The organism is Actinoplanes sp. CA-131856 (genome assembly GCF_050956135.1).
Lineage (GTDB): Bacteria > Actinomycetota > Actinomycetes > Mycobacteriales > Micromonosporaceae > Actinoplanes.
Window position 1 is genome coordinate 3,104,577 of sequence record NZ_CP191849.1, and the last position, 24,701, is coordinate 3,129,277.

The following is a 24,701-nucleotide window of genomic DNA, read 5'->3' on the forward strand; positions in this document are numbered from 1 at the left end:
CGACCGTGCCGGCCGTGGAGCCGACGCTGGACAGCCGCCGGTCGCCCGGCGGACGGCAGGCGACCACGGCCGAGGTGGTCCGGGCGTTCGGCGGCAACGCGGCCGTGTCGGCGGCGGGGGGAAGCTGGCCGGGCCAAATGCTGCTGGCCGGCCAGAACCTGGTCGGAAACCAGGCGGTGGCCACGCACGGCGGCACACTCCCAGCCCCGGGAGCGCCGTCTAGCAAAGCGCCGCCTGTCAAGCCGCCGGCCAAGGCGATTCCCCCGGCCGCCGTCAAACCCGAGCAAAAGGACCAGGGCGCGGCCACGCCGGAGGGCCAGGACGGCAAAGCAGCGGCGAAGAAGGAGACCGCCGGACCTCGTACGCCCGGAGCCGATCCGAAATTCCAGGCACTGCGCAAAGACGTACGAGCCAAGAAGCACCGAGTCGCCTCCAGCCACCCGCCGCCCAAGGCCGAAGCCGGAGCGGCGCAAGCCGCGTCGGTGCCGCCCAGCGACGACCGCGAGGCCCGCGGCAAAGCGGCACACGCGGAGGACATGGACGCCGCACAACCGAAGGAATTCAACAAGACCGCATTTGTCCGGGCGGTGGAGGACGCCGTCGCGAAGCGGGCGCCGAAGAACCTCGACGAGGCCGACAGCTTCGGCGAATCCGGCAAGGCCGACGAGGTCAAGAAGGAGGTCCAGGGCAAGGTCGACGAAGGTCAGAAGTCCTCGGCGAAGGAGATCGCCGACACGACCCACGCGACGCCCACGCCCGCCCCGGACGAGAAGCCGGTGGTGCCGCTGGCGGCCGACAAGGTGCCCGGCCGGCCCGGAACGCCCGACCCGAACCTGGCCGCGCCGGATCCGCTGCCCGCCGCGGCGACCGACATGTCGGCCGGGCCGGAACAGGTCGACCGGCAGATGGCCGACGCGAAGGTCACCGAGGAGCAGTTGTCGTTCGACAACGCCCGGGAACCGCAGTTCGACAAGGCGGTCCAAGACAAGAAGACGATGGAGGCCCATTCGGAGACGGCGCCGGCCCACCTTCGTACGGGAGAAGCTCAAGAAATCAAACAGGTCAAGCGGACGGCGGCCGCACAGGGCGCCGCCGCGATGACCGCCATGCACGGCAGCCGGGTGACGACCGGGAAGAACGTCGGCGCCGGAAAGGTCGCCACCAAGGGCACCGACGAGCAGAAACGGATCCAGGTCACCGCGATTCTCCAGGCGGTGTTCGACAAGACCAAGGACGACGTCGAGACGATTCTGAAAGACCTCGACAAGACGGTCGAAGACCAGTTCACGCGGGACGAGAAGGGGGCACGGCAAAGGTTCACGGCCGAACACGAGCGGGGAATGGAGGAGTACAAGGACCGGCGCTACTCGGGGGTGCGCGGCAAGGCCCGCTGGGTGAAGGACCTGTTCGCCGACCTGCCGGAAGAGGCGAACCGGATCTACGAGAGGGCCAAGGCGAACTACCTGACCGCGATGCGCCAGGTGATCACCGACATCGCCGAGACCATCGATCGGGAGCTGCGGCGGGCCAAGAACCGCATCGCCACCGGCCGCAAGGACCTGAAGGCGGCGGTGGACAAGCTCCCGGCCGACCTGAAGGCGATAGGCCGCGAGGCGGCGACGGACTTCGAGGGCAAGTTCGACGACTTGAGGGACACAGTCGACGACAAGGGCACCGAGCTCGTCGACACTTTGGCCACCAGGTACGCCGACGCGGTGAAGGCGGTCGACGAGGAAATCGCGGCCGAGAAGGAGAAGAACAAGGGCCTCGTCTCGAAGGCAGCCGACGCGATCGGCGGCGTCATCCGCACGATAAAGGAACTGGCCGGCCTGCTGATGGGCGTCCTGCGCAAGGCGGCGTCCGCGATCGGCGGAATCCTCAAGGACCCGATCGGCTTCCTGGGCAAGCTGGTGAGCGCGGTCGGCGGCGGCCTGAAGCTGTTCGCCAAGAACGCGGGCCGCCACTTGGAGCAGGGCGTGCTGGCATGGCTGCTGGGCGCCGGAGCCGGGGCGGGCCTGGTCCTGCCGCCGAGCTTCGACATCCTCGGCATCCTGATGATCATCGCCGCCCTGCTGGGCCTGTCCTGGATGAACATCAGATCGAGGCTGGTCCGCAAGGTCCCCGAGCAGGCGGTAACAGCGGCCGAGACGGCAGTGCCGCTGGTGGCCGACACGAAGAAGCAGGGCGTACGGGGAATGTGGTCCGACCTGAAGACAAGGGTCGGCGACCTGAAGAAGGACCTGATCAAGAACTTGGTCGGCTACCTGCTGCCGACGATCCTGATAGCCGGCATCACGTGGATCGTGTCCTTGTTCAACCCGGCGTCGGCGTTCATCCGAGCCTGCAAAATGATCATCGACATCATCCGCTTCGTGGTGACACAGGGCCGCCAGATCATCCAGTTCGTGAACGCGGTCCTGGACGCGGTGATAGCCATAGCCCGGGGCGGCGCCGGGGGAGTGGCCGCGCTGGTGGAGAACGCCTTGGCCAAGTCGATCCCGGTGTTGATCGGAGCTTTGGCCGCGATCCTGGGCATCGGCGGCATAGCCGGAAAGGTGCGAGAGGCTTTCCAGAAATTGGCCCGCCCGGTCAACCGAGCCATCGACTGGGTGGTCGACAAGATCGTCGGCCTGGTGAAGAGACTCTGGGCGAAGCTCAAGGCGGCGATGGACAAACGAAAGCGGAAGTCGAAGCCGAAGGAGCTGCGCCGGCCGAAGGGGCAGGATTCGAAGACCGCCCCGCCCACTAAGAAGCGTGCGGACGAGCGAGAGGAGAACATCGACTGGCGACTCCGGGCGTTGCGGCCCAAGGTGATCAAGAAATCTTTCGCCATGACCTCTGGCGAGAAGCACAGCCTTACTGGTGACGCCAGCCGTTCCGACTTGGACTTCAGACTTGCCAGCCGGTTCGCGGGAGAGGTCAGGGCTGTCTACGCGAATCTGAGTACAGAGATCAACGGCATTACTCAGCCGGACGACAAGCGCGCGGCCAAGGCTGAGTTGGCGAAGTTGAAGAAAGTGCTAGACGCTCTGGATGCCGCTGAGAAGCGGTGGAAGAGGGAGAAGGCGACGCATCTCAGCCGGGTCAAGACCAGGGTGGAGAACCGCAAGAAGACAACGAATCGGCGAAAGCGGATCAAGACTCAGGCCGAGGCTGATCAGCTGAAGGAAGTGTGGATGGCCGAGGCCGAACACCGGCTTTACCGAAAGCTCGAGGAGCCGCTAGCCATCCAGGTCCAAGCCTTAAGTCGGATGAAGAGCTTGGAGCAATTCTTCAAAAAGCCAGGTTTCCGCAAGATTCCACCCGGCTTTGATGTCCGGGAAAGGTTGTACAATTATCGGAGCGGTTGGAAAGCTCTGTCGACGAACTGGCGAGCGAAGAAAAAGAAGGAGTTGGTAGACAGGGTGCGGGCCATTCTAGCCAAAGGGTACAACCTGCAGGTGAGGAAAGAAATGGAACCGCTCGAAAGGGCGGGCCAGCTGCCGGAGAACTGGACCGGTCTATTCGACCAGCGTGAATTGAAAGTAGGTCACATCGCGAATACCAAGCACGTGGTGGATCACGTGATGCCGTTGGCGACCCATTGGCTCGACAAAGGTCGTGGCTCCGGAGATGACGCACGCCGGGATCATAATGTTTACATACCGGGTTGGCGTCTGGTTACGGAGGCGGTCAACGCGAGCCGGAAGGCCAACGGCGACGAATACAACGAGAATTTGACGCTGGAAGACACGTTCCGCAGCGATATCGCGGACGGCGGCATCCCGAACGCCAAACGCATTGACGGCAGGCCCTTACTGGACGAGAACGGAAAGCCGATCATCTGATGAGACTTGGTGACGATCCCTTCGTGGTTCCGCTCACGAATCCGAAGCGGGTGCGACGTTTGTCGATCAGCCCCGACGGCACCGAGGTGGTGGTCGGACAGAAGGCTTCCGGGCGGCACCGTGCCCTGAGCCGATGGCAACTGCCTGACTTCACGCGTCTTCCTGATCCCGATCCATGCCCTCTCTCCGTCGACCAGGATGTCTGCAACCTGCTCGTCCACGGCGGCAACGGCTTGGTGGCGGTGGCGGGGCTGGCGGAGAAACATCTGAGCCTGATCGACCTCGACGCAGGCTCGGCGACTACCCCGGTCAGCGGAAAGGTGGCGTCGGTGGCCTTGTCCGGCCATGTGCTCGCCGTGACCGGGACCGACGTCAGGGTTATAGATTGGACGACTGGTGAGCTGATCTGGCAACCGGACCGGCCGGATCGTCAAGATGTCGACTCGCCAGCACCTGTCATCGCCCTTCATCCCTCCGGGGAGTCGTTCGCCATCGGTGGATGGGGCAACACCGTTGTCGAGTTGCGCTCGTTGACTACCGATGGGGTCACGGCCCGCCTAGCGGGTTCCTCGTCGGCGCTTCGGTGGCTGGGCTTCAGCCCTGATGGTCGATACCTGCTGGCAATCACCCCCATGACAGGGGCGGTGACCGTCTGGCGCGCGGGCGAAACCAAGCCTCACCGGCCGGACGTTTTCGGATCGATGGATTACATCGTGGCGGCGTTCCACCCTGACGGGGAGCACTGCGCGATGGGAATGTGGTCGGGCTATTTGGGGATATATCAACTGTCCGACGGCGCCGAAGTAGAAATCAAGGCGGCGCACCGCAGCGACCTGAACGCGCTGGGATTCACGCCCGATGGCAAGACCCTTCTGACTGGCGGTGACGACGGCAAGCTCCTCGCCTGGCCGGTCCTGGATTGATTCGCGACAGCCCGGGCGATCAACAGCCCAGGCAGCTCTCCCGCGTCGGGACCGCCATAGGGATCACCCGCATCGCGGCGCCGGCTATGGCGGCGTTGCCTACGTGGTCCTGGCCTGCGGCGAGGGTCGACGCAAGGTGTGACGGCACTGTCTTGGAGCTTGCGTCCATTGCTGTCTTGGCGGCCTGGGCGTTGCCGATTACGGCCGGGACCAGCACGAGGGTCTTCTTGCCCTTGTCGGCGGCAGCGGCAGTTCGCAGCTCCTGGGCGGTGACCGGGACCGCGGGGCGTTGCTGCGGAGGTGTCAGGTCAATCATCGGTCGTCCCGTTGCCGGTGAGCAGATGGGCGTGGCGGCCGAGCTCCGACGGACGGAACAGGCGCGCCTCTCGCTGGAACTGGCGGGAGACGCCTCGTACGACGTGCTGCATGGTGATCGTTGGGCTGTTCTTGTCGGCGGCTGTGAGCGCGGCGGTGCGGGCGGCCGCCGTGATGCCGGCGCCGGTCATGTCCAGGCGGGACAGCGCGTCCACGTCCACGTCGGGTGACAGTGGGGCCTCCGGTGGGAACGCCTGCTGCCAGAGGCGGCGGCGCTCGGCGACGCCCGGGCGCGGGAAGTGGACCACGAAGTGGAACCGCCGGGTGAACGCCTGGTCGATGTTCTCCTTCAGGTTGCTGGTGAGGATGATGAGCCCCTCGCTGGCCTCCAGCCTTTGCAACAGGTAGCCCACCTCGAGGTTGGCGTAGCGGTCGGTTCCCTGCTTCACCTCGCCCCGCTTGCCGAACAGGGCGTCGGCCTCGTCGAACAGCAGGACCGCGTGGCTGTCCTCCGCCTGCTGGAAGACGACCTCCATGTTCTTCTCCGTCTCGCCCACCCACTTCGAGACCACCTGGGCCAGATCGACCTTCAGCAGTTCGAGGCCCAGCATGCCGGTGACGACCTCCGCCGACATCGTCTTGCCCGTACCGGGCTCGCCGGTGAACAGTGCTTTGACGCCGCCGGTGGTCGCAGTGCGGGCGAATCCCCAGGCTTCGGCTATCCGCGGCCACGCACGGAACGCGGACACGATCTCGGTGATCTGGTTCAGCTGCGAGTCGGGCAGCACCAGGTCGTCCATGGACCGGCGCGGCGTGATCGACTGCACGGCGCCGCCGGCGCGGCCCCGGGTCACGGTGGCTATCGCCGGCTCGACGTGTCCCCGGATGGGGTGGCCGTTTCCGGTCAGTCTCGCGTCCGCGTCGGCCACGGCGGCCACCGCGCGGAGTTCGCCACCACTCATGCGGTAGCGGACGGCCAGGTCCTCGAGCACGTCCTCGTCCAGAGCGGGGAAGGCGGTGGACCACATTGCCCGCCGCTCGGGAAGGCCAGGCGTGGGCACTGTCAGCTCGGCGTACGCGCGGGCGGCCAGCAACGCCGGCGGCCGCCAAGGTGACACGCCGGTCAGGCATACGGGCGTCCGTGACCTCAGAAGGGCCGCGTCGAGCACCGGCGCGTCGTCGGTCCTCAGCCACAGCATCGCGCCGAGGGTGGCCGACATGCGAAGGTCGGCTTCGACGTCCCCCGTTCCGCGGCGAAGTGGCCGACCGGCCGTGTGGGCCAGCGCGAGGGCGGCGTCCATCTGGCTGTCCGGCGGGCAGCCCCACAGGCCGACCAGGTCCACATCACCCGCTCGCAGGGCGTGCCCGAGCCTGGCGAGCCGGTCGGACAGCGGATATCCCGCCTGCGGTCCCGAGTGAGCCACCTCGCCCGGGTCGTGGCCCAGCATGCCCACGTCGTCGCCTTCGCCGATCAGGAAGCCGACCACGTCCGGGCCGGGGATCAGCTCCTGTGCCAGCTCCACCGGTGACTCGCCGTGTGGCCGCAGCAGTCCGTAGCGCCGCAGCCGACCGGCCGGGCCCAGCATCCGGCGCAGGACGAGCCTGGTCGCCGACGTCTCCGCGAGCACCGAGATCAGCAGCTCCAGGCTGGGCAGGCGGCGGTTCAGGTTGTCGACGATGTACGCGTAGACGCGCTCGTAGCCGGCATCGAGTTCCGGGGCCGCCGCCAGCAGGAGGGCGTCCTGTTCCGGTCTGGTCAGGCCGAAGCGCGTCGCCAGCGCGTCCAGGGGAAGGACGGCGGCGCGGCGGCGCAGCTCGAGTTCCGGTTCCGGGTCCGGGCGAGGTGATTGCGGAGGCTCGGTCATCGCGCCGGTGAAGGCGTCCACCCGGTCGAGCAGGACTGCCACCTGGTCGTCGGTGACGCAGAACGGGGTCAGGTCGGGGCGGGTCAGGGCGGCCGCCGCCCGCGCCTGCCGCGAGACGGCGGCGCGCAGGGCCCGGTGGAGCTCGGTCATACGAAGGCTGAGGTGTTCCAGCGCGAGCCCGGTCATCTCAACCCCCGGAGAAGGTCAGGGAACGGCCATCGAGCCAGGCCACATCGGGTACGTCAGTCAGCAGCCCGCTGCGCCACAGATCCGCGTGCCGGCGGCCCAGCGGCAGCCGGACCCGCACGGCGCGGCGCTCGTGGCTGACCGTGGCCTCCAAACCGGCGAACCTGGTCAGGGCCAGCACCGGGTCCGTGGCCTCCCGCTCCCGCCACAGGGTCCACGCGATCAGGCCCAGGGCCATCGACACGGCCAGGCCGGCCGAGCGTTCCAGCGGGCCGCCCTGGGCCCTGGGGACCGCGAGCCGGTCCACGAACAGGGATCGCACCAGTTCGGCTGCGCGCTCGGCGTGGGCGGGGAACGCGGCGGCCAGGGCCGGGCCGGGTGTGCCGTGCGCCCACAACGGGGTGCGCCCCGGGAAGCGGGACAGCGGGTCGCCACGCAGCGGGCGGGCGTCGGTCAGGACGTCGGCGCCGGCCGCGGCCAGGTCGCGCAGGCAGGCGGCGGGGAGCGGGACGTCGCGCAAGCAGGCGGCGGGGAGCGGGACGTCGCGCAAGCCGGCGGCGGGGAGTGGGCCGTCGCGCACCAGGACCGGTGGGCGGCCGCACGCGGTCCAGTGGGGGAGCAGGCCGGCCACGTCCGGTGACCATCCGATCGGGAACTGGCCACGGGTGTCCACGAGCAGCAGGCCGCCGTCGACGGCGGTGACGAGCAGCGGATCGGCCGGGTCGTGGCCCCGGCACAGCGCCAGGGCGAGGACCGCGTCCAGCATGGGCAGGACGGGCCGGACGCGATCGGCGAAGCCGGTCAGGTCCGGCGCCTCGGCCAGGCCGGCGAACGCGGCCGCCGCGGCGTGGTCCTCGGGAGGCCGGCGCCAGCCGCGCTCGGGGGCGCCGAGCACCTTGTAGGCCAGCGCGACGGCGAAGAACGGTGTCTCGGCGGCCAGCGCCGGGCCGATCGCGTCGAGGTAGCCGGTGCGGGCCAGCGGGCCCGCCAGCAGGAACGGCAGCGCCGGGCAGACCACTGTCCCGCCGGTCGTCACCGCGGGCGCCACCGGGACGGGAGTGGCCGACGACAGCGCCGATGCCGGGGTCGAGGCCGGGGTCGACGCCGGGGGAGGGCCGGGCACCGCGTTCACCAGTTCGGCCAAGCCGTCCCTGTCGTAGGAGGGCGGCGCTGCCGTCGCGGGCCACCGCCGGGTCGCTTCGTCGATCAGGGTGGTGATCACGACGGTCGAAGGTTCCGTGGTCTCGTCGCGCAGCGCCGTCAGGAGGATGCGGAAGGTCTCCTCCGGGAGCATGGTGAGCAGTGGGACCAGCTCGTCGCGTACGGCCAGTTCTTCCAGCAGTACGGCCGGAGTGGCCGGGCTGGCATCGGAGGGCGGCGCTGAGTCGTCCACCAACCAAGAACCAGACTGGGGCACCGGGGCAGAGACGGCGGACGGCTCGATGATGAGGCCCGGCGACTGTCCGAGCCGGGCCGACAACCGGACCGGCTCGGTGATCTCGAGGTCGGGGCCGTCGCCGTCGAGCAGATCGCCGAACTGCTCGGTCAGCAGGCCGGGCAGGGCCGCCAGCGCCTGGCGCACCAGGTCCTGCGGGTCCGGGCCCCAGCTCCACCCGCCCCGCCGGACCACCCGCACCTCGCAGCGCCGCACGGTGATCACTCTTTGGTCACCGCTTCCAGGCGTCCCGCCCAGCCGGACACCAGGACCAGCACGCCGTGCGTGCCGCTCTCGACGGCGATCGGCAACACCACCTCCGTTTCCCCGGCTCTGATGTCCCCCGAGGTCATCCGGGTCTCCGGCCCCTCGGTCACGAAGGCGGCGACGTGCGTGGGATTGACCTGGTCGTGGGCCGGAAGCGTGATGGACAGGCCGGCCCCGGTGAAGCTGAGGGCGTTCGTCCAGGTGCGCAGGCGCACCAGGGCGGGCTTCGGCGGCTGCCCCTCGACACCGAACGCGAGCGGGCCGGTCAGCACCAGCGGCTCGTCGTCCGGCCCGTGCAGGGCCAGCTCCCGCGCCGGCACCGACACCACCGCCCCCTCGGAGACCCGTAAGGGGAGCGCGGCGCCGACCAGCGCCGCCGCCGACACGGCGGCGGGCACGCCGATCGAGGCGACCGCCCCCAGCACGTGACCGGTCTCCGGCGTGTAGACCACTGACAAGGCCATCGTCAGGCACCACCATTCGTCGCCGCGACCGTCGCCAGCACCAGGAAGTCGACCGCGCCGGGCCGCTCGGCCAGCTCGCCCGGCGCCTCGACCGGGTCGTAGCACCGGATCCGGCACCGGACCCGGCGTTCGCCGTCCACTGTGGCCTCGGCCGGGACCGCGAGCATCGTGGCCGTCCCGGCCGGTGGTGTCCTCGGGGTGACCTGCACGTGCAGCGAGACCCGGCCGTCGGCCACCTCCTCCGGGCTGACGCCGGACGGCAGGGGCAGCAGCATGCCGTCGGTGGCCGTGCCGGACGCCACGAGCACACTGCCGGCCGAGATCCGCCCGGAGACGCTCCCGGCCACGGTCAGGTTCCCGTTGGCCGCCACCGTCATCAGCGGGCTGACCGTGCCGCTGCCCTGATAGAGCCCGAAGACCAGGCTCGGTGGATCCTCGCCGGACAGCACGAGCGCCGGCCGCCCCTCCTGGACCGTGGTCTGCGAGCGCAGCGACAGGGTGCCCGATCGGGCGGCGACCGTGTCGGCCCGCACCCCGGCGTACCTCAGGCGGGTGGTGCCCGATGTGGCGGTCACCCCGGCGAAGTGCCCGTCGGTGTAGCGGACGAAGCCCAGCAGCACCAGGTCGGCGACCAGGCGCTCGTCGCCGAGCCGGCCGAACCGGATCTGATGTCCCTCCTCGACCCGGGTGGCGCCGGGCTGGTCGGTCGCGGTCAGGAAGACCGGGTACGGGTCGCCGGTCGGCTGATCGGCCCCGTTGACCTCCTGGAAGTCGGCTTCGGAGAGCACCACGGGCGCCGCCACGACGATGTGGTGGCCGGTGTTGTCGACGGCCAGGCCGGGCTGCACGGTGACCTCGACGAAGCGGGCGTTCGTGGCCGGGTCGGTCCGGTTCTCCGTGGTCAGCGCGAGCCCGTCGGCGATGCCCCAGTCGTGCAGATGCCGCTCGTGCCGGGCCGCGGCATCGCGGGCGTACTCAACCGTCGCCGTCAGGTCGGCCGCGGCCAGGATCTGGCCCTCGGTGAAGACCGGGCGCCGGGGGCCGGTCACGACGACTCACCCGGCTCGGTCTTGCGGGACCGGCTGGACCGGGCGCGCGGGGGTGGCGGCTTCTCCAGCTCCGAGAGCCGCTCGTCCAGCCGCTCCGGCAGCCCTTCCCGCACCTGCGACACCTGCTCCCGCGCCGAGTCGAGCTGCGCCCGCAGGGCCTGCATCGTCCTGGTCAGCTCGCTGACCTGCGCCCGCAGCGCGCCCACCTCGTGCAGGCTGTCGGTGACCTCGCTCGGCACTACGTAGAGCTGCTCGTGCAACGGCTTCGGCACCGTCTCGCCGGGGGCCGGCGTCAGCAGCAGGTTCCACATCTCCCACAGCGGGCCGGTGCGCGGCCATTCGGAGAGCAGGTCCGGGGTGTACGCCGCCGGCACCGGCCCGGTCTCCGGAATGCCCGTCCGGTGCCGCTCGGGCGCCGGCTCGCAGCAGATCTGCTGGGCGAGGTGGCGCAGCGGGGCGAGCTTGGACAGCCATTCCCCGTACGCCGAACCGCCCGGCAGCACCTGCTCCCGGGTCGCCGAGCACACCCGTACGACGTCGCAGCCGTCCAGCTCCAGCCGGGCCAGCAGCACGTCGGTGTCCGTGCAGTCGATGGCGGGCGGGTTCAGCGTCGCGCACGCGGCGTCGGTGACGAACCGCCGCACGGCCGCCGTGAGATCCGCGGCAGCGTCCGCGATCCGGTCGAGCTCGGCGATCGTCAACCGCCGCGCCGGATCCGGTTCGGGAGTGGGCAGCGGCTGCGGGATGTCCACGGCCCGTACGTCGCCGCGCAAGGCGCAGTCGGCCACCCCGGGACCCCGGTCGAGCCGGCCCAGCAGCCATTCCCGGATCAGCACGAGGTCGTTGCGGAACCCGGCCTGGAGCACGTTGCTGATCGGGGTGCCCTGGGCCAGCAGGCGCACCTCCAGCGGCGCCTCGGGGTCCGGGGTCACCACCCGGGCCCGGGTCTCGGCCACCACGGCGGCGCCGAGCGAGCGGTGGGCCTCGTCCGGCCACACCTGCGCGGGGTCGGCGCCGGCCAGGCGGTCGCAGGCCGTGCCCAGCACCTTGCGGGCCTGGCCGACGTCGCCCAGGTTGTGCTCCCGGCCGATCTGCGCCTGCCCGGCCGCGTCGTGGGTGTCGTAGCGGGCGACGGCGCTGGCCAGCGCCCGCACGTGCTCGGCCATCTGCCGGGCCAGCGGCGGGGGCGGGACGCCCTCGCTGTTGTCGCGCAGCCATGTGAGGCTCGCGGCGTAGCGTCCGGCGTCGGCCGCGTCGAACCTGATCGGCCGGGCCGCGGCCGCCGTCGTGCGGACCATCGGGTCCAGGTGGAGGCCGAGCCGCTGGGAGCGGGTCAGGACCGGATCGAAGCGGCCGAGCGGGCCGATGCTCTCCAGCAGCCGGGTGCCGGGGTTGTACCGGTGGTCGTCGGCCGTGTCGCAGGCGACCAGGAACCGGAAGCTTTCCTTGACCCGGGAGGGGACGCCGCCGGGGGCCGGGCAGGGTTCCTCGGTCGTGAACGGCGCCAGCGGGTCGGCCGGGATCTCCTCGTACCGCACGTACAGGGAGAAGTGCCGTTGACCGTCGTCGCACGGATCGCCGCACTCGGCGCCGAGCGAGGACACCCGCAGCTCCCGGACGAGGGCGGCCACGTCGACCCGTTCCGTGCACGGCACCACGATGTCGTTGCCGCGGCAGTCGAGCGCGTGGCCGGGCCGCACCGCGACCGTCCCGCCGCCGCACGGGTCGCAGGCCACGGTGAGCCCGTCGACCACGCCGGGTCCGTGGAGCGTCCGGTTGTGCAGCCGGTTCTTCCCGGCCACGTAGTCGGCCAGCAGGGACAGGTCGTCCTCGGTGAGCAGCTGGCCCGCGAAGAAGCGGGGCCGGACGAACGCGGCCGGTGTGGCGGGCCCCCCGCCGCACCCACACCCGCAGCCCGTCGTCGTCATCGTCGTCATCGATCGTCCTCCGCGATGGAGAACCAGCTCTCGAAGACACCGGCGCCGTTGCCGGTGCCCGACGTCCACGGCCCGATGCCTGAGGGTGGGAGCACGCAGCCGGGCGCCGGGGTCTGTTCGCCGGCCGCCTCGAACGGGTCCGGCCAGTCCTCTCCCTCGCGCCCGCGGCGCAGGAACGGCACCTTGCCGCCGACGTGGGTGCCGTCGACCGGGCGGCAGCAGCGGTCGAGCAGGAACGGCGTGCGCACCGTGACCCGCAGCAGGTCGCCGCCCTGCAACGTCTCACCGGTCTTCTGCCTGATCCGGAACTGCCGGGTGAACTCGCCGCCGGTGGGCTCCTTGAGCTCCATGCCCATGTACCAGGTTCCGGCGTTGCGCCCGGCGCCACCCTCGATCACCTGGAGGTCGACCACGCCGGGATCGAGGGTGTCGACCCGGATGTCGCCGGAGAAGCGCACGACCAGGCCGCCCGACTCGTGCCGGGTGCCGAGCAGCCGCTTGGCCTCGTCGACCGTGTACGTGTGCCCGTGTATCCAGTTGACGCCGGTGATCACGGTGGCCAGGTGCGGCCCGAAGGGGCGGCGGATCTCCATGTGGATCTGGCCGTCCCGGACCGGGCTCTTCCAGTCCACGTCGTCGATCCGGGCCAGCCACAGCACCTTGTGCTCGCAGGGCGAGCAGCAGGTCTCGCACCGCTCGTCGGCGGGTGGCTTCCGGGTGGTCACCCGGACCTCGGAGATCTCCTCGGTGTAGCCGTGCTGGCAGTCCGAGGTGTCGGCGCAACTGGAGTTGAAGACGGCCCGTGTCGGCTCCACCGCCCGTTCGGCGTATTCGACGCCGATCCAGACCGTGGCGCCGTCGCCGGTGCGCTCGTCGGCCGCGACCGCCTCGCACAGGTCGATGTCGCAGCCGCCCTGGACGAGGAGCTCGTTGCCGTCGCAGTCCACGCCCAGCCCCGAGGTGAGCCGCACCTTGGCCGAGCCGGTGGCGGGCTCCACCCGCAGCCCGCACACCACGCCGTAGCCGAGCAGGCATCGCATGCGCAGCTTCAGTTTCTCGCGGAAGTACTCCTGCTCGCGCTGGAAGTCGCGGGCGGTGAGCATCTGGCCCTGGAAGTAGCGCAACCGGCGGAAGGGCCGCGTCGAGACTTCGGTCATTTCCTTCCTGTCCTTTCAAGACACCTGCGTGTGGATTCCGACCGCGGAGACCTCGCCGATCCTCAGGCCATGGCGTGCTCCCCGTGGGCCGGGCCGCAGGACTCCGTCGTGATTGAGGCGTAGGGGGTGTGCGCCGCCGAGCACGGGTGGCGGCAACGGGACGAACGCGGTGTCGACGCCGACCGTGGACCGGTGGCCGACCACGAAGCCGGCGCCGCCGAGGCGGACCGATCCCCGGGTGTGCGCGGGCGCCTGCTGATCGACCAGGCGCCGTACGGCTTCCGCACCGGCCGGACCGGCCGGCAGCAGCACGCGGAACCGGTGGGCGTGCTCGGTGAGCGGATCGGTGTCCGGGTCGCCGAACGATCGCAGCGGCGCCCCGCCCAGCGCCGACCGGCCGAGCCGGAACCGGGAGGAGGACCGGCTGAACAGCCGTACGGCGCCCGCGTGTCCCGAGCCGAGCTGGGCCCAGCGGCGCTCGCCGGCGAGCTCGTCGAGCACCGGGGTGACGCCGAAGACGATCCGGATCGCCTCGGCCAGCGCCCACGGCGTGCCCCGGCGGCGGTAGAGCTCCGGCGCCGCCGCGATCAGGGCCCGCCTCATCGCGGCGTCCCAGCCCGCCTCGAACGACAGGCCCAGCAGCCCGGCGAGCCAGGGCAGCGCCTGATCCGGCACCCCGGCCGGGTCGAGCAGGGCGGTGTAGCGCTCGACGACCCGGTCGACCTCGGACAGGCCGGCGTCGAACAGCGACAGGAAGCGCTCGGTGAAGTCGTCGGCCGCGGGGTCCTGCCGGAAGGCCGCCGGGAGCAGGTCGGCGCTGGTCGCGCGGGGGAAGTCGAGGCGGATCCGGTGCAGCACGGGGGTGGCCGAGGTGTCGCCGGACAGCCGCACCCGGGCGGTCAGATGGCGCCCCGGTGGCTGGTCGACGAGGAAGTCGGTGACGCCCGGCGGCGCGGTCTGCCAGTCGGTGTCGGCGAACCGGCCGTCCTCGGAGACCACTATGGACACCGAGACGGCCGTGCCGGCGGGCAGGTCGGCGTCGATCCGGACGCGGTGCCAGCGGCAGCGCGAGATGCCGGAGTCGATGAGGCCGGTGGTGAACGTGCCCTCGGCCGCGTAGAGGCCGGTGGCCGATGGCGGTTCCGGCCGGGCCTCGCCCGCCCAGGTCCAGCACGTCGTGTCGCGCAGGCAGAACCCGGCCTCGCCGGCGCCGGTCAGCCCGCTCGGCGGGAGGGCGGCGGCCAGATCGGCGAGTCCGGCCGGGCGGAACCGGCGGTGGCCGCGGTAGATCCGGTACCGGCCCCGGTCCTCGGTGAGCAGCCAGATCAGGGTGCCGGGGCCGGTGCGTACGCCGATGACGGCACCGTCGACGCGGGTTTCGACGGTTTCGCGCAGGCAGCCGTCCGAGCCGTACCGCCGGAGCTCGCCGCCACCGGCCACCAGCACCTGGTCGTCGTCGGCGAGCGCGACGACGGCGCCCGCGTCCGGGATCACCGTGGTCAGCTGGTCGCCCTCGTTGCGCCAGACCAGCACCCGGCCCGCGTCGGCCACGGCCACACGGTGACCGCGCGCGGCCACGGCGGCCGGGGCCCGCAGGAGGCCGGGATCGCAGTGCGGTGACCACACGGACCGCCAGCCCGGATCACCGGCGTCCCGGCGCAGCAGGCGGTCGCCGACGATCAGATACCAGGCGCCGCACCGGCAGCCGGGGGCGAGACGCGGGTCGGGGAACCACGGCAGCAGCTCGGCCCGGCGCGGCCCGTTTGGTGCGGGGCCGGCGTGGGCGAGCCGGACGCCGGCCGGGTCGGTGAACCCGGCCAGGCCCGTCACCTCGACCTCGTCCCAGCCGACCACGTCGTCCAGGAGGCGGAACGTCATGGTGCCTCCTCTCCGGCCGGGATCAGCAGTGGGCGTTCCGGCCAGACCAGGTCGTGGCGGGGGATCGGATGGTCCGTGCAGGCCGGGAGCCGCCGGCCGGCGGCGATCAGCGACAGCCCGGACACGGCGCGGACACCGTCGACGGACAGCAGCCGGCGGGTCAGCGCCGCGTGCCGCACCGTGCCGCCGAACGGCCAGCCGGCGCCGTTCTCGCCACCCACCAGCGGATCGAGATAGCCGGTGACCGCGTCGGCGGCCCGGGCGAGAACGCCGGCCCGGTCCTGGCGCGGATCGAGGGTGAGCCGGGCCTCGACCGCTATCCGCTGGAACCGCACCGGGCCGGCGAGCACGGTGATCCCGGCCGGGGCGACCTCGCGCGTGAGATAGCCGGCCACCGCCCGCAGGGTCTCGGCGGTGGGTGAGGGCGGCTGCCCGGAGTCGCCGGCCGGTGGCACCACCAGCACCCCGACCACGCCGGGGATCGGTGTGCCCCGCAGGTCCGGGTGCAGGCCGGGGACGCCGAGCGCGCGGGCCACCGAGGCGCCCGGCGCGCGCGGGGCCAGCAGACCGTAGTCGGCCGGGGCCACGGCCCGGCCCCGTGCCCGCAGCTCGGCCACGCCGCGGCGCATCACGTCGCCGTCGGGTTCGGCGTCCGCGCCGCCGGTCGCGGGGAAGGGATTGGTGACGCCGGTGACGGACGGCAGCGCGGTGATGACGGTGGTGATCGCGCCGGCCGGAACAGCGCCCGCGGTGCCGCCGCCGACGCGGTAGCGCTGGGCCCGGACGGTGCGGAAGCCCGGTGGCACGGCCACGCCGGTGACGCCGTCGCCGAACGTGAGCACGCCCGCCGCGTGGTCCACGACGAACACCCGGTCGTCCGGCCCGTGGCCGGCGAGGCTCGCCACCTCCCGCCACGGTCCGGCCGGGCCGCCGGTGGCGGTGCCGAACAGGTCGGCCGCCGGGTCGTCGACCTCGATGACGACGCTGCCGGCCAGGATCGGCACCTGGCTCAGCCGGAACCGGCGCGGCCCGGCGGGCTCGGGCGGCTCGTCGAGGACGGTCCGGGCCGCCGTCGCCGGCACCATGTTCAGCCGGAGCCCGGACACCAGCGGCGGCGGCGTGGCGAAGGCACCGTGGACGACCAGCAGCCGCAGCCAGCGCAGGGGCGGACCGGGCCGGCGGGCCGGAGCCCAGGTCGGTGGCACCCGCAGGCGTACGGTGCCGGTGTGCCGCAGCCCGGCGGTGTCGTCGCGGATCACCTCGGCCGGCACGAACCGCCCGCCGTCCAGCACGTCCCAGCGCAGCAGCGGCGCGGGTGGCACCGGCAGGGGAGTGGTGCCGCCCGAGGCGACCGGGTCCGGCGCCGCCGCTTCGACGACGAAACCCAGGGACAGCGAGGGGTACGGGCCAGCAGAACCGGCCAGGCCGAGCCACAGCGCGCTGCCCGGCTGCGGGTCGCGGCCGAAGGGCGGGAACGGGCGCCCGAGCGGGACCGGCTCCACCGTCCCGGCCCGTTCCGTGGCGATCGCCCGCAGGGTGGCCGGGGTGGCGTACAGGTCGTGGTCGGTCTCGTAGACGACCTGACCGGCCGGGCCGGACGCGGACGCCTGGACGCCGGCGGCGACGAGCACCGACGCGCCGTCCGGCCGGTTCACGGTGAACTCCAGCAGCGCGGTGGCCACAGTGGCGGGCCGCCGCCGCACGCCCGCGGTGGCCAGGTGCTCGGCCAGGATCTTCTCCGGCAGCCGGTTGACCCGGGTGAGCACCGGCTCGGCCTGCGTGCCGAACAGGCGCACGAGGGCCACGCCGGCGTCCTGGCGATCGGGATCGGTCCAGTCAGGGGTGTAGCCGGGCATCCGGTCCCGGATGGCGGCGCGCACCGCTTCCTGTGTCGCGTCGACCAGCTCGGGCTGCACCCCGGTCGGCCCGGGGCCCGCGACCATCCGGCCCCGCTCGGGGGAGCCGGGCGCCCACCACACGTCGCCGATGCGCTCGCTCACGTCAGCCCCTCTCCCGGTTCGGCCGCCGGCACGACACGGGTCCGGACGTCGCTGACCGTGGGCAGGTCGCCGGCCCTCAGCGCGAGGTCCCGGCACGCCTCGGCGGGTTCGGCGCCGTCGAGCCCGATCGCGACGGCCGCGACGTCGGCCAGGTCGCCGAGCGCCCGCTGCGCGGTCCGCAGCAGGGCCGAGGGGCGCAGCGCCTCGCCGAACGGCCATCCGGTCCCGTCGTCCCCACCGGCCAGCGGGTCCAGATAGCGGCGCAGCGCGGTGGCGGCCAGGGCCGACACGCGGGCGCGGTCGGCCGGCCGGCCGGACACGTCGACCCGCAGCCTGACCTCCCGGTAGGAGGGGGCCCGGACGAACACCTCGGTGGTCAGCAGCCGTGCGCCGTCCAGCCGGGCGGCGACCGCGCACACCGTTCCCGGGTCCGGCCGGGGCGCCTCGGCGAGATCCGGGGGAACCGAGGGGACGATGTGGACGGTGACCGCGCCGGGAACCGCCGTGCAGGGGAAACCCGGGTGCTCACCGACCGACGCGTACGCCCGGGCGACGTCCACGCCAGGCGTGGTGGTGGCCAGGGTGACGTAGTCGCCGGCGGTGACCGCGCGGGTCACCTCGCCGAGGGCGCCGGCCGCGCGTTCCCGGGCCTGGGCGACGGTCTCCGGGTCGGCACCACCCCGCGCCTCCACCACGTTCGCGCCGATCAGAGCGCCGTCCCACGGCAGCACCGGTCGCCAGTTGGCGGTGCGGCCGCCGTTGCCGTCACGGCCGCCGCCGATCGTGTAGGACGCCCGGACGTCCTCGGCCGGGCGCGGGACGCGGCCGGTGAGCCCGTCGCCGAACACCAGGGCCCCGGCCACGCGGTCCAGCCGGAAGACCCGGTCGCGGGAGGTGCCGAACGCGAAGTCGGCCACCGGCCGCCATTCCTCGCCGGCGAGCGTGAGCGTGGCGCCGAGCAGCCGGCCGGCCGCGTCCGGCAGCTCCAGCCGCTGGCCCGGCAGCCGGAGCCAGCCCGCCGTCTGCCCGGCCAGGCCGGAGCCCTCGGCGGTGCGCTCCTCCCGGTGGCGGGCGGCGGACACGTTCACCACGATCCGGTGCAGCCGGGGCGGCGCGGAGAACGTCGCGGCCGGGGTGGAGATCCGCAGTCCGCGGTCGGCCGTCGACCACCCGGTGGGCGGCCGCAGGCGTACCACCCCGGACCGTCGCAGTCCGCCCGTGCCGTCGCACACCTCCTCGAACGGGCCGGAGCGGCTCTCGCCGGGCCGGAACCACGACCAGGTCAGCTCGGCCGGTGGGCCGACGCCGTCGACGGCGTCCGGTGACCACGACGGGGGTACTGCCGCGTCGAGCTCGACCAGCAGCGAGAGCCAGCCCGGCGCGGCGAGGTCGCCGGCCAGCGGCAGCGTGAACTCGGCCGAGGCGGGCCGGCCGTCGCGGCCCAGCACCGGCGCTCCCCGCAGATCGACGCCCTCACCGTCGAGAGGGAACACCGCCACGTCCGAGTCGAGGCTGAACCGGATCGCGGCCGCCGGGTCGCGCGCCAGCGCCGTTCCCGCCGGTATCACCGGCACCGGCGTGCCCGGCCGGTCGGCGGTCAGCGCCAGCACGGTCGAGGCGACCTGAGCGGGCCTCGGCGGGTCGAGCCCCAACAGGCGCAGGATCGCCACGATCAGCTCGTCCGGCGCCTGATCCAGCCAGTAGAGACGCTGTTCGAGCAGATAGGCGAACAGCTCCAGCAGCGTGACGCCCGGGTCGGCCGGCGCGTGCAGCGTCCACCGGCCGTCCGACTCGGCCGGGATCCGGCGGCGGATGGCCGTCATCATGTCGGCCCAGGAGAGGTCGTCCAGCTTCGGCGCGGGCAGGGTCACGACGCGCCCCCGGTCAGGCCGAGATAGAACGGGAACACCAGGTTGGCCTTGGTGTTGGTGCGCCGGATCCGGTAGGAGACGGTCACCGTCACCCGGGACTCGTCGAGCGGGACGGCCTCGGCGTGGACGCCGTCCACCTCGACCCGCGGCTCGTAGGCGCGCACCGCCTCGGCGATCGACAGCTCCAGGTCGCGCAGGTTCTGCACGCTGCCGGGGGCGAACACCGACTCCTGGGCGCGGGTGCCGAAGTCGGGCCGCATCACCCGCTCGCCGGTCGCGGTGAGCAGCAGCGCGCGCAGGCAGTGCTCGATGCTCAGCTCGCCCTCGGCGTAGCCGAGCCGGCCCGCCTCGTCGGGGAGGACGGGGAACCGCCAGCCGGTGCCGATGAAGTCGTCGCTCATGACGTCCTCGTCCGGTTCGAGAGGGCCGCCGGCCCGGTCAGCGGGGGCGCCGGCGGGGCGGAGGTGCCGGCTCCCGGCACCACGTGGGTGTGCGCGTTGAACGCGGCCAGCAGGACGTCGCCGAACGGGACCGGATGGCTCGCGCCGGCGCCGAGCTCGATGGCGGTCGCGTCGACGGTCACCGTGGCCGCCTTGAGCGTGATGCTGCCGTCGGCCGTGACGGTGACCGTGCCGCCGGTGGCCGCGGTGATCCGGACGGCGGTGCCCGAGTCGTCCATCTCCATCGTGTGCCCGGCCGCCGAGACGATCCGTACGGCGGCCTGGTCCTGCTTGTCGTCGAAGAGGATCCGGTGGCCGGCCCGCGTTCGGATGATCTTCTGGTCCCGCCCGTCGACCGGTGCCACCGGCGGTTTGTCCTGGCCGTTGTAGAGGCCGCCCAGGATGATCGGGAACCGCATGTCACCGTGGACGAACGCGACCACCACCTCGTCGCCGATCTCCGGCACGAACAGCGAGCCGTAGCCGTCGCCCGCGTAGAGCTGGCTGATCCGGCACCAGTCGGTGACCGACCGGTCGTCCAGCCACGGGAACCGCACCTTGATCCGGCCCTCGTCGTCGCCGGTGTTCTCGACCACGAGTCCCTCGACCACGCCGTAGTAGCGGCGGTCGGTGGCCATGGCGCGGGGCAGGTCCCTCACGACTCGTCACCTCCCTGGAAGATCCGCCGGCCGGTGAAGGTGGTGAAGAAGCCGCTGGTGCCCAGGGTGTGCTCGACCCGCTTGACGTAGTAGGTGCCGGAGAACCGGCGGCCCAGCCCGAAGATCTCCAGGTTGTCGCCCGGCCGCAGCTCGGGCAGGCCGGCCACGCGCCCGGTGGCGGTGATGAACTCGTACGACCGCTCGGCCAGCAGGGCGATCGCCAGCCGCTGGGCCTCGTCCCGGCTCGTGACGGGCGCGTCGACCACCACCTCCTGCCGTCCGCCGGCCGCGCTCTCCGCCGCCTGCGGCCCGTTCTGCCCGTCGCCCGCGTTCTGGCCGGCGGGCAGGTTCTCGGCCGAGGCGGTGAACTCGATCGGCTCCTTGGCCCGCGGGTCCCAGCCCCGCACGGTGAGCTTGCTGACCTGCTTGGACAACGTCAGCGTGGGGGTGAAGTCGAGGAGGTTGGGCACCAGGCCGGCCGGGAGGGCGGTCGGCCCGGTGGTCAGGCCGGGCTGATAGGCCAGGCGGAAGACGCGGATCGGCCGGCCGTCGCGGCCGTCGGTGGGCTTGATGAAGTAGAGGACCTCCTCGCCCGTCGCCGGGTCGGGCAGGATGAAGCACTCGAAGTCCAGCCGCTTGGCCCGCTCCATCAGGAACTGCGCGTCGGCCTGGTTCTTCTGCACCACGCGGTCGTGGACCGGTCCCTCCTTGGTCGTCACGATCCGCAGCTTGTTGCGCTGGGCGATCCGTTCGGCGATCTCCCAGTCCCGCATGTTCAGGAAGATCTTGTCGCGTTCCGCGGTGGGTTTGCTGTCCTTGAGCCGCAGCATGCCGTCGACCCCGCTCACCGAGACGGTCGGCGAGGCGCCGTCGGGGAACTTGGGGGCCAGGCTGCTGATCGTGCCGGTGGCGACGGTCAGCAGCTGCTCGGCGTATCCGATCCGCACGGACACGCGGGAGCCCAGGCCGAACCGCTTGGAGTCGCTGTGCTTGAACTTCAGGCCCACGTCGTCCCAGTTGTTCAGTTCCAGGTCGAAGCCGGACATCTCGTCGATGTCCCGGTGCACCTTGATGTCGAGGATGTCGTTCTTGGTGGTCGGGTCGGCCTCGAGGCCCTCGATGAACACCGCGAACTCCGGGGCGTACCGGTCGGGGTCGGCCACTCGCGCGTCGCTCATGGCAGCCTCGGCACGGTCAGGACCAGCCCGGGGCGCAGGTCACGGGGATCGCTGATCCCGTTGGCCAGCGCCAGCTCCCGCCACGCGTCGGCCCGCCGGTAGACGGCGTGCGCGATGCCGGGCCAGGTGTCACCGCGCCGCACGACGTAGCTCTTCTCGACGGTGGGCGAGGACCGCGGGGTGTCCGCGACCTGCTGCGCGGCCGTGCGGTACTCCTTGAGCGTGAGGTCGAGCTGTGCGCGCAGCGGCACGCCGTCCTTGGTGAACAGCACGTAGTTCACGTCGAGCTTTTCCAGTACGCCGGTGAAGACGGCCTCGTCCCAGACGAACCGGACGATCGGCGGGGCGTGCTCCTTGCTGTCCGGGCGCAGCAGACCGCGTACCGCGTCCACATAGGTCGAACGGACGCTGGCCAGGGTGTCGGACGTGTCGACGAGAGCCTGCACGGTCAGCGTCTCGCTGCCGCCGCGGACGTACTGCAGCGGTGGTGCCTCCAGCCCGGGGATGGTGATCTCGGCGAAGGTGTTGCTCTTGCTCAGCTTGTAGTCGGTGGGGTTGAAGCGCAGCGGGATCCGCCGGGCCCGCTCGTCGGCGATCACCGGCCGGATGATCTCCAGCCGGGCCAGGGCGCCGTTGCTCGCGAACGACACCGGGGTGACGCTCACCAGTGGCCTCCCTCGTCCCCGAGCCGCCGCTCCTGGCCGGCCCGTTCGGCGCGGGCGCACTCGGCCTCGTACAACCGGGCCCAGGCCTGAATGTGTTTGTTGAAGAGCTGCTGGAAGACCCGGCCGTCGTCGCCGTCGACCTGGAACCGCACCTCGAGGTTGTGGATGATCAGGTTCTGGGGCACGCTCAGCCTCCTAGAGGACGTAGGTCAGGCCCTCATGGGCGATCTCAATGGATTCGATGGCGACCGCGCTCTGCTCGGCGTGCAGGTCGGGCCCGCTCCACTTGGCGGCCAGGCCGCCGTGGAAGGCCCACGCCATCGCGGGCCGGCCGGCCGGGTCGAGCAGGATCACCGCGCCGTCGCGGCGGGCGCCGAGCGAGTCGGTCAGCCCGGCCTGGTACCACGACCAGAGCAGGCGGTCCCGCAGCATCCCGCGCTTGAGGGTGATCCGGTTCCACGAGTGCCGCAGCGGCAGCTGGCGCACCGAGTCGTTGCGGCCGCCCTCGGCGTAGGCGACCACCTCGAGCTGCGCGCCGAGCCCGGTCACCTCCTGGAAGGCGCCCGTGGCGACCAGCGGCAGCAGCAGGGCCTGCGCGGCCGGCAGATAGGCGTCGCCCGGGTCGAGCGTCACAAGGAACCGATATTTCAGCAGCGGGTCCGTCATGCCTCGATCACCTCGATCCCGCGGTCCTGGCCGAGCACGAGGTGCAGCTGGACGAACTCCATGGGCGTGGCCGGTGCGACCTCGATGTCGCAGACCAGGCGGCCCGGATCCTGCTCGGGCGGGTTGTTGGTCTCGTCGCACACGATGCGGAAGGCCTGGTCGGGGCGGGCCCCGGCCAGCGCGCCGGTGCGGAACGTCTCCAGCAGCACCGAGGTGAGGGCCCGGACCAGGGTGAGCCGCAGCTCGGGCGTGTTCACGTCGAAGACCAGCGGGCTGGTGACCCGGCGGATGGCCCGGACGAGCAGGTGCAGCAGGCGCCGGTGCGCGATGAACCGGCGGCGCGGGTCGGCCGACAGGGTCCGGCCGCCCCACACCACCAGACCCCGGCCGCGCAGGCACCGGACCAGGTCGACGCCGGCCTCGACGAGCCGGGCCTGCTGCGGCTCCGGATAGTCGGTGTCCAGGTCCACCGCGTCCAGCAGGGTGGCGTTGGCCGGGGTGGCGGCGGCTCCGCGTTCGGCGTCGAGGCGGGCGATCAGCCCGGCGACGTGGCCCGAGGCGGGCACGGTCCGCAGCCCCGGCCCGGTCAGGGCGGGCGCGCGCAGCGGCGGGTGATAGACGGCGGCCGCCTCCTCGCCCGATCCGGTCAGCGTGCCCCGCCACGCCGCGACGTCGTCGGCCGTGGACAGTGCGGGCGGGACGTCGAGCAGGACGAGCCGGTCGAGGAGCGGCGCCACGGTGGCGAGCAGGTCGCGGACGACATCGGTGTGCTCCTCGCCGGTGAGGTCGGCGCCCAGGTCGGGCAGCGCCACCAGCGCGGGCTCGGGCAGCTCGGCCTGCGCCGCGACGAGACGGGCGTAGTCGGCCGCCCCGGGTGCGGTGTCCGATCCACCGGTCAGTGTCAGGTCCCACGACATCGAGATCGGCGATCCGGGCGGGACCGGCGGACCCGGCTCCCCGGTCAGCGGCACGAGCCGGATCAGCCGCGACGCGGCCACCCGGCCGGCCACCTCGTCCGGCGGCATCCCGGCGAAGACCTCGGCCGGCTCGCCCGGCACCAGCACCCGCACGGTCACCGCGGGCGGCCCGGCGACGCTGCTGTCCTGATAGTGCACCGCGACCCGCCCGCCGTTGGCCCAGGCACCGGGGCTCGACGCCACCACGAGGAACTGGTCCGTCCACGGCGCGGTAGCGGTCGCCGACGGCCCGGCCGCCCGCAGCACCCACGCCGTGCGGCCACCGTTCTCGAAGAACCCGCGCAGCGCGTACGGCGTGGCCGCCGTGCCGTCCGGCGGGCCGAACACGCCGACGACGTCGTTCCAGCTCTCCACCCGGACCGGGGAGCCGACCGGCCCGCGCCGGGTGCGGCCGGTGAACGCGGCCACGTCGGTGCGCAGCGGCTCGGTTCCCGAGCCGCCGGGCCGGAACGTCAGGGTCACACCGGGAAGCGTCATGCGTCGATCAGCAGGCTCTCGACCGCCAGCACGAGCGTCTCCATGGCGATCTCGTTCTTGGTGGCGTTGAACGACGGGCCGGTGAACTTGGTCGGCCAGGCCCGGTCGAAGTTCCAGCGCATGACCTCCTGGCGGTTCTCGTCGAGCATCACCACCGACCCGGAGGTGCGCCGCACCCGGCCGTCGAGCGCTTCCTTGATCCAGTTCCAGAAGCCGACGTGGCCGGTGACGCCGCGCTTGAACGTCAGCGCGCTCGGGAACTTCTTCAGCCCCACGAGCTTGCGGACCGTGGTGTCGTCGGTGCCGTTGCGGTACTCGATGACCGGCAGCTCCACGTCGAGCCCGCTGACCTCGGTGAACGACCCGCTCACGGCGACGCCGTCGTCGCTGACGTTGGTCACGATGACCAGGAAGTTGTACGCGGCGTACGGGTCCTCCCGCGTCACTGGTGGCATTGTCGTCGCC

Annotated in this window: 20 protein-coding genes; 2 read left to right on the top strand and 18 right to left on the bottom strand. The window is 72.2% G+C overall.

From position 1 onward, the window contains the following. The first annotated feature begins 14 nt into the window (after nt 1-14). Both ACQP2X_RS14635 and ACQP2X_RS14640 read left to right on the top strand, forming a co-directional pair. On the top strand, nt 15-3,827 hold the full coding sequence (locus tag ACQP2X_RS14635) for a phage tail protein (protein WP_498697249.1): 3,813 nt from the start codon (nt 15-17) through the stop codon (nt 3,825-3,827). A 23-nt stretch (nt 3,828-3,850) separates the two neighbouring features. Beyond that, complete coding sequence (locus ACQP2X_RS14640) at nt 3,851-4,750, top strand: WD40 repeat domain-containing protein (RefSeq protein ID WP_498697251.1); 900 nt, start codon at nt 3,851-3,853, stop codon at nt 4,748-4,750. A gap of 19 nt (nt 4,751-4,769) precedes the next feature. Here the strand turns inward: ACQP2X_RS14640 and ACQP2X_RS14645 are convergent, their stop codons facing one another. The 18 genes from ACQP2X_RS14645 to ACQP2X_RS14730 are packed head-to-tail and all read right to left on the bottom strand — an operon-like array spanning nt 4,770 to nt 24,682. Beyond that, the gene (locus ACQP2X_RS14645) at nt 4,770-5,066 is read right to left on the bottom strand and encodes a hypothetical protein (RefSeq protein WP_498697253.1); all 297 of its coding nucleotides are present in this window, start codon (nt 5,064-5,066) and stop codon (nt 4,770-4,772) included. After that, nucleotides 5,059-7,116: an ATP-binding protein gene (locus ACQP2X_RS14650; protein WP_498697254.1), complete on the bottom strand. Its 2,058-nt coding sequence runs from the start codon at nt 7,114-7,116 to the stop codon at nt 5,059-5,061. The genes ACQP2X_RS14645 and ACQP2X_RS14650 overlap by 8 nt, the downstream gene beginning before the upstream one ends. A gap of 1 nt (nt 7,117) precedes the next feature. After that, entirely contained in the window at nt 7,118-8,776 is a 1,659-nt protein-coding gene (locus tag ACQP2X_RS14655; RefSeq protein WP_498697256.1) for a hypothetical protein, read from the bottom strand. Next, entirely contained in the window at nt 8,773-9,282 is a 510-nt protein-coding gene (locus ACQP2X_RS14660) for a hypothetical protein (RefSeq protein ID WP_498697259.1), read from the bottom strand. The genes ACQP2X_RS14655 and ACQP2X_RS14660 overlap by 4 nt, the downstream gene beginning before the upstream one ends. Nucleotides 9,283-9,284: 2 nt before the next feature. Further along, nucleotides 9,285-10,331 carry a hypothetical protein gene (locus ACQP2X_RS14665; RefSeq protein ID WP_498697261.1) on the bottom strand — a complete coding sequence of 349 codons (1,047 nt, stop codon included), beginning with the start codon at nt 10,329-10,331 and terminating at the stop codon, nt 9,285-9,287. After that, nucleotides 10,328-12,268: a hypothetical protein gene (locus tag ACQP2X_RS14670; protein ID WP_498697264.1), complete on the bottom strand. Its 1,941-nt coding sequence runs from the start codon at nt 12,266-12,268 to the stop codon at nt 10,328-10,330. The genes ACQP2X_RS14665 and ACQP2X_RS14670 overlap by 4 nt, the downstream gene beginning before the upstream one ends. Continuing rightward, a complete protein-coding gene (locus ACQP2X_RS14675) occupies nt 12,265-13,425 on the bottom strand; it encodes a hypothetical protein (RefSeq protein WP_498697266.1) in 1,161 nt (386 codons plus the stop codon). The genes ACQP2X_RS14670 and ACQP2X_RS14675 overlap by 4 nt, the downstream gene beginning before the upstream one ends. A 15-nt stretch (nt 13,426-13,440) precedes the next feature. Continuing rightward, nucleotides 13,441-15,303 (bottom strand): phage tail protein, encoded by a 1,863-nt coding sequence (locus ACQP2X_RS14680; RefSeq protein ID WP_498697268.1) that lies wholly within the window; start codon nt 15,301-15,303, stop codon nt 13,441-13,443. Then, the gene (locus ACQP2X_RS14685) at nt 15,300-17,303 is read right to left on the bottom strand and encodes a putative baseplate assembly protein (protein WP_498697270.1); all 2,004 of its coding nucleotides are present in this window, start codon (nt 17,301-17,303) and stop codon (nt 15,300-15,302) included. The genes ACQP2X_RS14680 and ACQP2X_RS14685 overlap by 4 nt, the downstream gene beginning before the upstream one ends. Further along, nucleotides 17,300-19,174, bottom strand: a complete 1,875-nt coding sequence (locus tag ACQP2X_RS14690; protein WP_498697272.1) for a baseplate J/gp47 family protein — start codon at nt 19,172-19,174, stop codon at nt 17,300-17,302. Before ACQP2X_RS14690 ends, ACQP2X_RS14685 begins: the two co-directional genes overlap by 4 nt. Continuing rightward, nucleotides 19,171-19,575 carry a GPW/gp25 family protein gene (locus ACQP2X_RS14695; RefSeq protein ID WP_498697273.1) on the bottom strand — a complete coding sequence of 135 codons (405 nt, stop codon included), beginning with the start codon at nt 19,573-19,575 and terminating at the stop codon, nt 19,171-19,173. Before ACQP2X_RS14695 ends, ACQP2X_RS14690 begins: the two co-directional genes overlap by 4 nt. Beyond that, the gene (locus ACQP2X_RS14700) at nt 19,572-20,273 is read right to left on the bottom strand and encodes a phage baseplate assembly protein V (RefSeq protein WP_498697275.1); all 702 of its coding nucleotides are present in this window, start codon (nt 20,271-20,273) and stop codon (nt 19,572-19,574) included. Before ACQP2X_RS14700 ends, ACQP2X_RS14695 begins: the two co-directional genes overlap by 4 nt. Continuing rightward, nucleotides 20,270-21,451, bottom strand: a complete 1,182-nt coding sequence (locus tag ACQP2X_RS14705) for a phage late control D family protein (RefSeq protein ID WP_498697277.1) — start codon at nt 21,449-21,451, stop codon at nt 20,270-20,272. Before ACQP2X_RS14705 ends, ACQP2X_RS14700 begins: the two co-directional genes overlap by 4 nt. Then, nucleotides 21,448-22,116 (bottom strand): CIS tube protein, encoded by a 669-nt coding sequence (locus ACQP2X_RS14710; RefSeq protein WP_498697279.1) that lies wholly within the window; start codon nt 22,114-22,116, stop codon nt 21,448-21,450. Before ACQP2X_RS14710 ends, ACQP2X_RS14705 begins: the two co-directional genes overlap by 4 nt. Next, nucleotides 22,113-22,301 carry a putative phage tail protein gene (locus ACQP2X_RS14715; protein WP_498697281.1) on the bottom strand — a complete coding sequence of 63 codons (189 nt, stop codon included), beginning with the start codon at nt 22,299-22,301 and terminating at the stop codon, nt 22,113-22,115. Before ACQP2X_RS14715 ends, ACQP2X_RS14710 begins: the two co-directional genes overlap by 4 nt. 10 nt (nt 22,302-22,311) lie before the next feature. Further along, nucleotides 22,312-22,782: a phage tail protein gene (locus ACQP2X_RS14720; protein WP_498697282.1), complete on the bottom strand. Its 471-nt coding sequence runs from the start codon at nt 22,780-22,782 to the stop codon at nt 22,312-22,314. After that, nucleotides 22,779-24,236 carry a phage tail sheath family protein gene (locus ACQP2X_RS14725; protein WP_498697283.1) on the bottom strand — a complete coding sequence of 486 codons (1,458 nt, stop codon included), beginning with the start codon at nt 24,234-24,236 and terminating at the stop codon, nt 22,779-22,781. Before ACQP2X_RS14725 ends, ACQP2X_RS14720 begins: the two co-directional genes overlap by 4 nt. Next, nucleotides 24,233-24,682: a phage tail protein gene (locus ACQP2X_RS14730; protein WP_498697287.1), complete on the bottom strand. Its 450-nt coding sequence runs from the start codon at nt 24,680-24,682 to the stop codon at nt 24,233-24,235. The genes ACQP2X_RS14725 and ACQP2X_RS14730 overlap by 4 nt, the downstream gene beginning before the upstream one ends. Between the last annotated feature and the right edge of the window lie 19 nt (nt 24,683-24,701).

What these genes read in the sequence shown, in the direction of transcription:
- ACQP2X_RS14680 (WP_498697268.1), bottom strand. Translation starts at nt 15,303, where the DNA reads ATGACGTTCCGCCTCCTGGACGACGTGGTCGGCTGGGACGAGGTCGAG.
- ACQP2X_RS14670 (WP_498697264.1), bottom strand. Translation starts at nt 12,268, where the DNA reads ATGACGACGATGACGACGACGGGCTGCGGGTGTGGGTGCGGCGGGGGG.
- ACQP2X_RS14725 (WP_498697283.1), bottom strand. Translation starts at nt 24,236, where the DNA reads ATGACGCTTCCCGGTGTGACCCTGACGTTCCGGCCCGGCGGCTCGGGA.
- ACQP2X_RS14650 (WP_498697254.1), bottom strand. Translation starts at nt 7,116, where the DNA reads ATGACCGGGCTCGCGCTGGAACACCTCAGCCTTCGTATGACCGAGCTC.
- ACQP2X_RS14720 (WP_498697282.1), bottom strand. Translation starts at nt 22,782, where the DNA reads ATGACGGACCCGCTGCTGAAATATCGGTTCCTTGTGACGCTCGACCCG.
- ACQP2X_RS14695 (WP_498697273.1), bottom strand. Translation starts at nt 19,575, where the DNA reads ATGAGCGACGACTTCATCGGCACCGGCTGGCGGTTCCCCGTCCTCCCC.
- ACQP2X_RS14675 (WP_498697266.1), bottom strand. Translation starts at nt 13,425, where the DNA reads ATGACCGAAGTCTCGACGCGGCCCTTCCGCCGGTTGCGCTACTTCCAG.
- ACQP2X_RS14645 (WP_498697253.1), bottom strand. Translation starts at nt 5,066, where the DNA reads ATGATTGACCTGACACCTCCGCAGCAACGCCCCGCGGTCCCGGTCACC.
- ACQP2X_RS14660 (WP_498697259.1), bottom strand. Translation starts at nt 9,282, where the DNA reads ATGGCCTTGTCAGTGGTCTACACGCCGGAGACCGGTCACGTGCTGGGG.
- ACQP2X_RS14705 (WP_498697277.1), bottom strand. Translation starts at nt 21,451, where the DNA reads ATGAGCGACGCGCGAGTGGCCGACCCCGACCGGTACGCCCCGGAGTTC.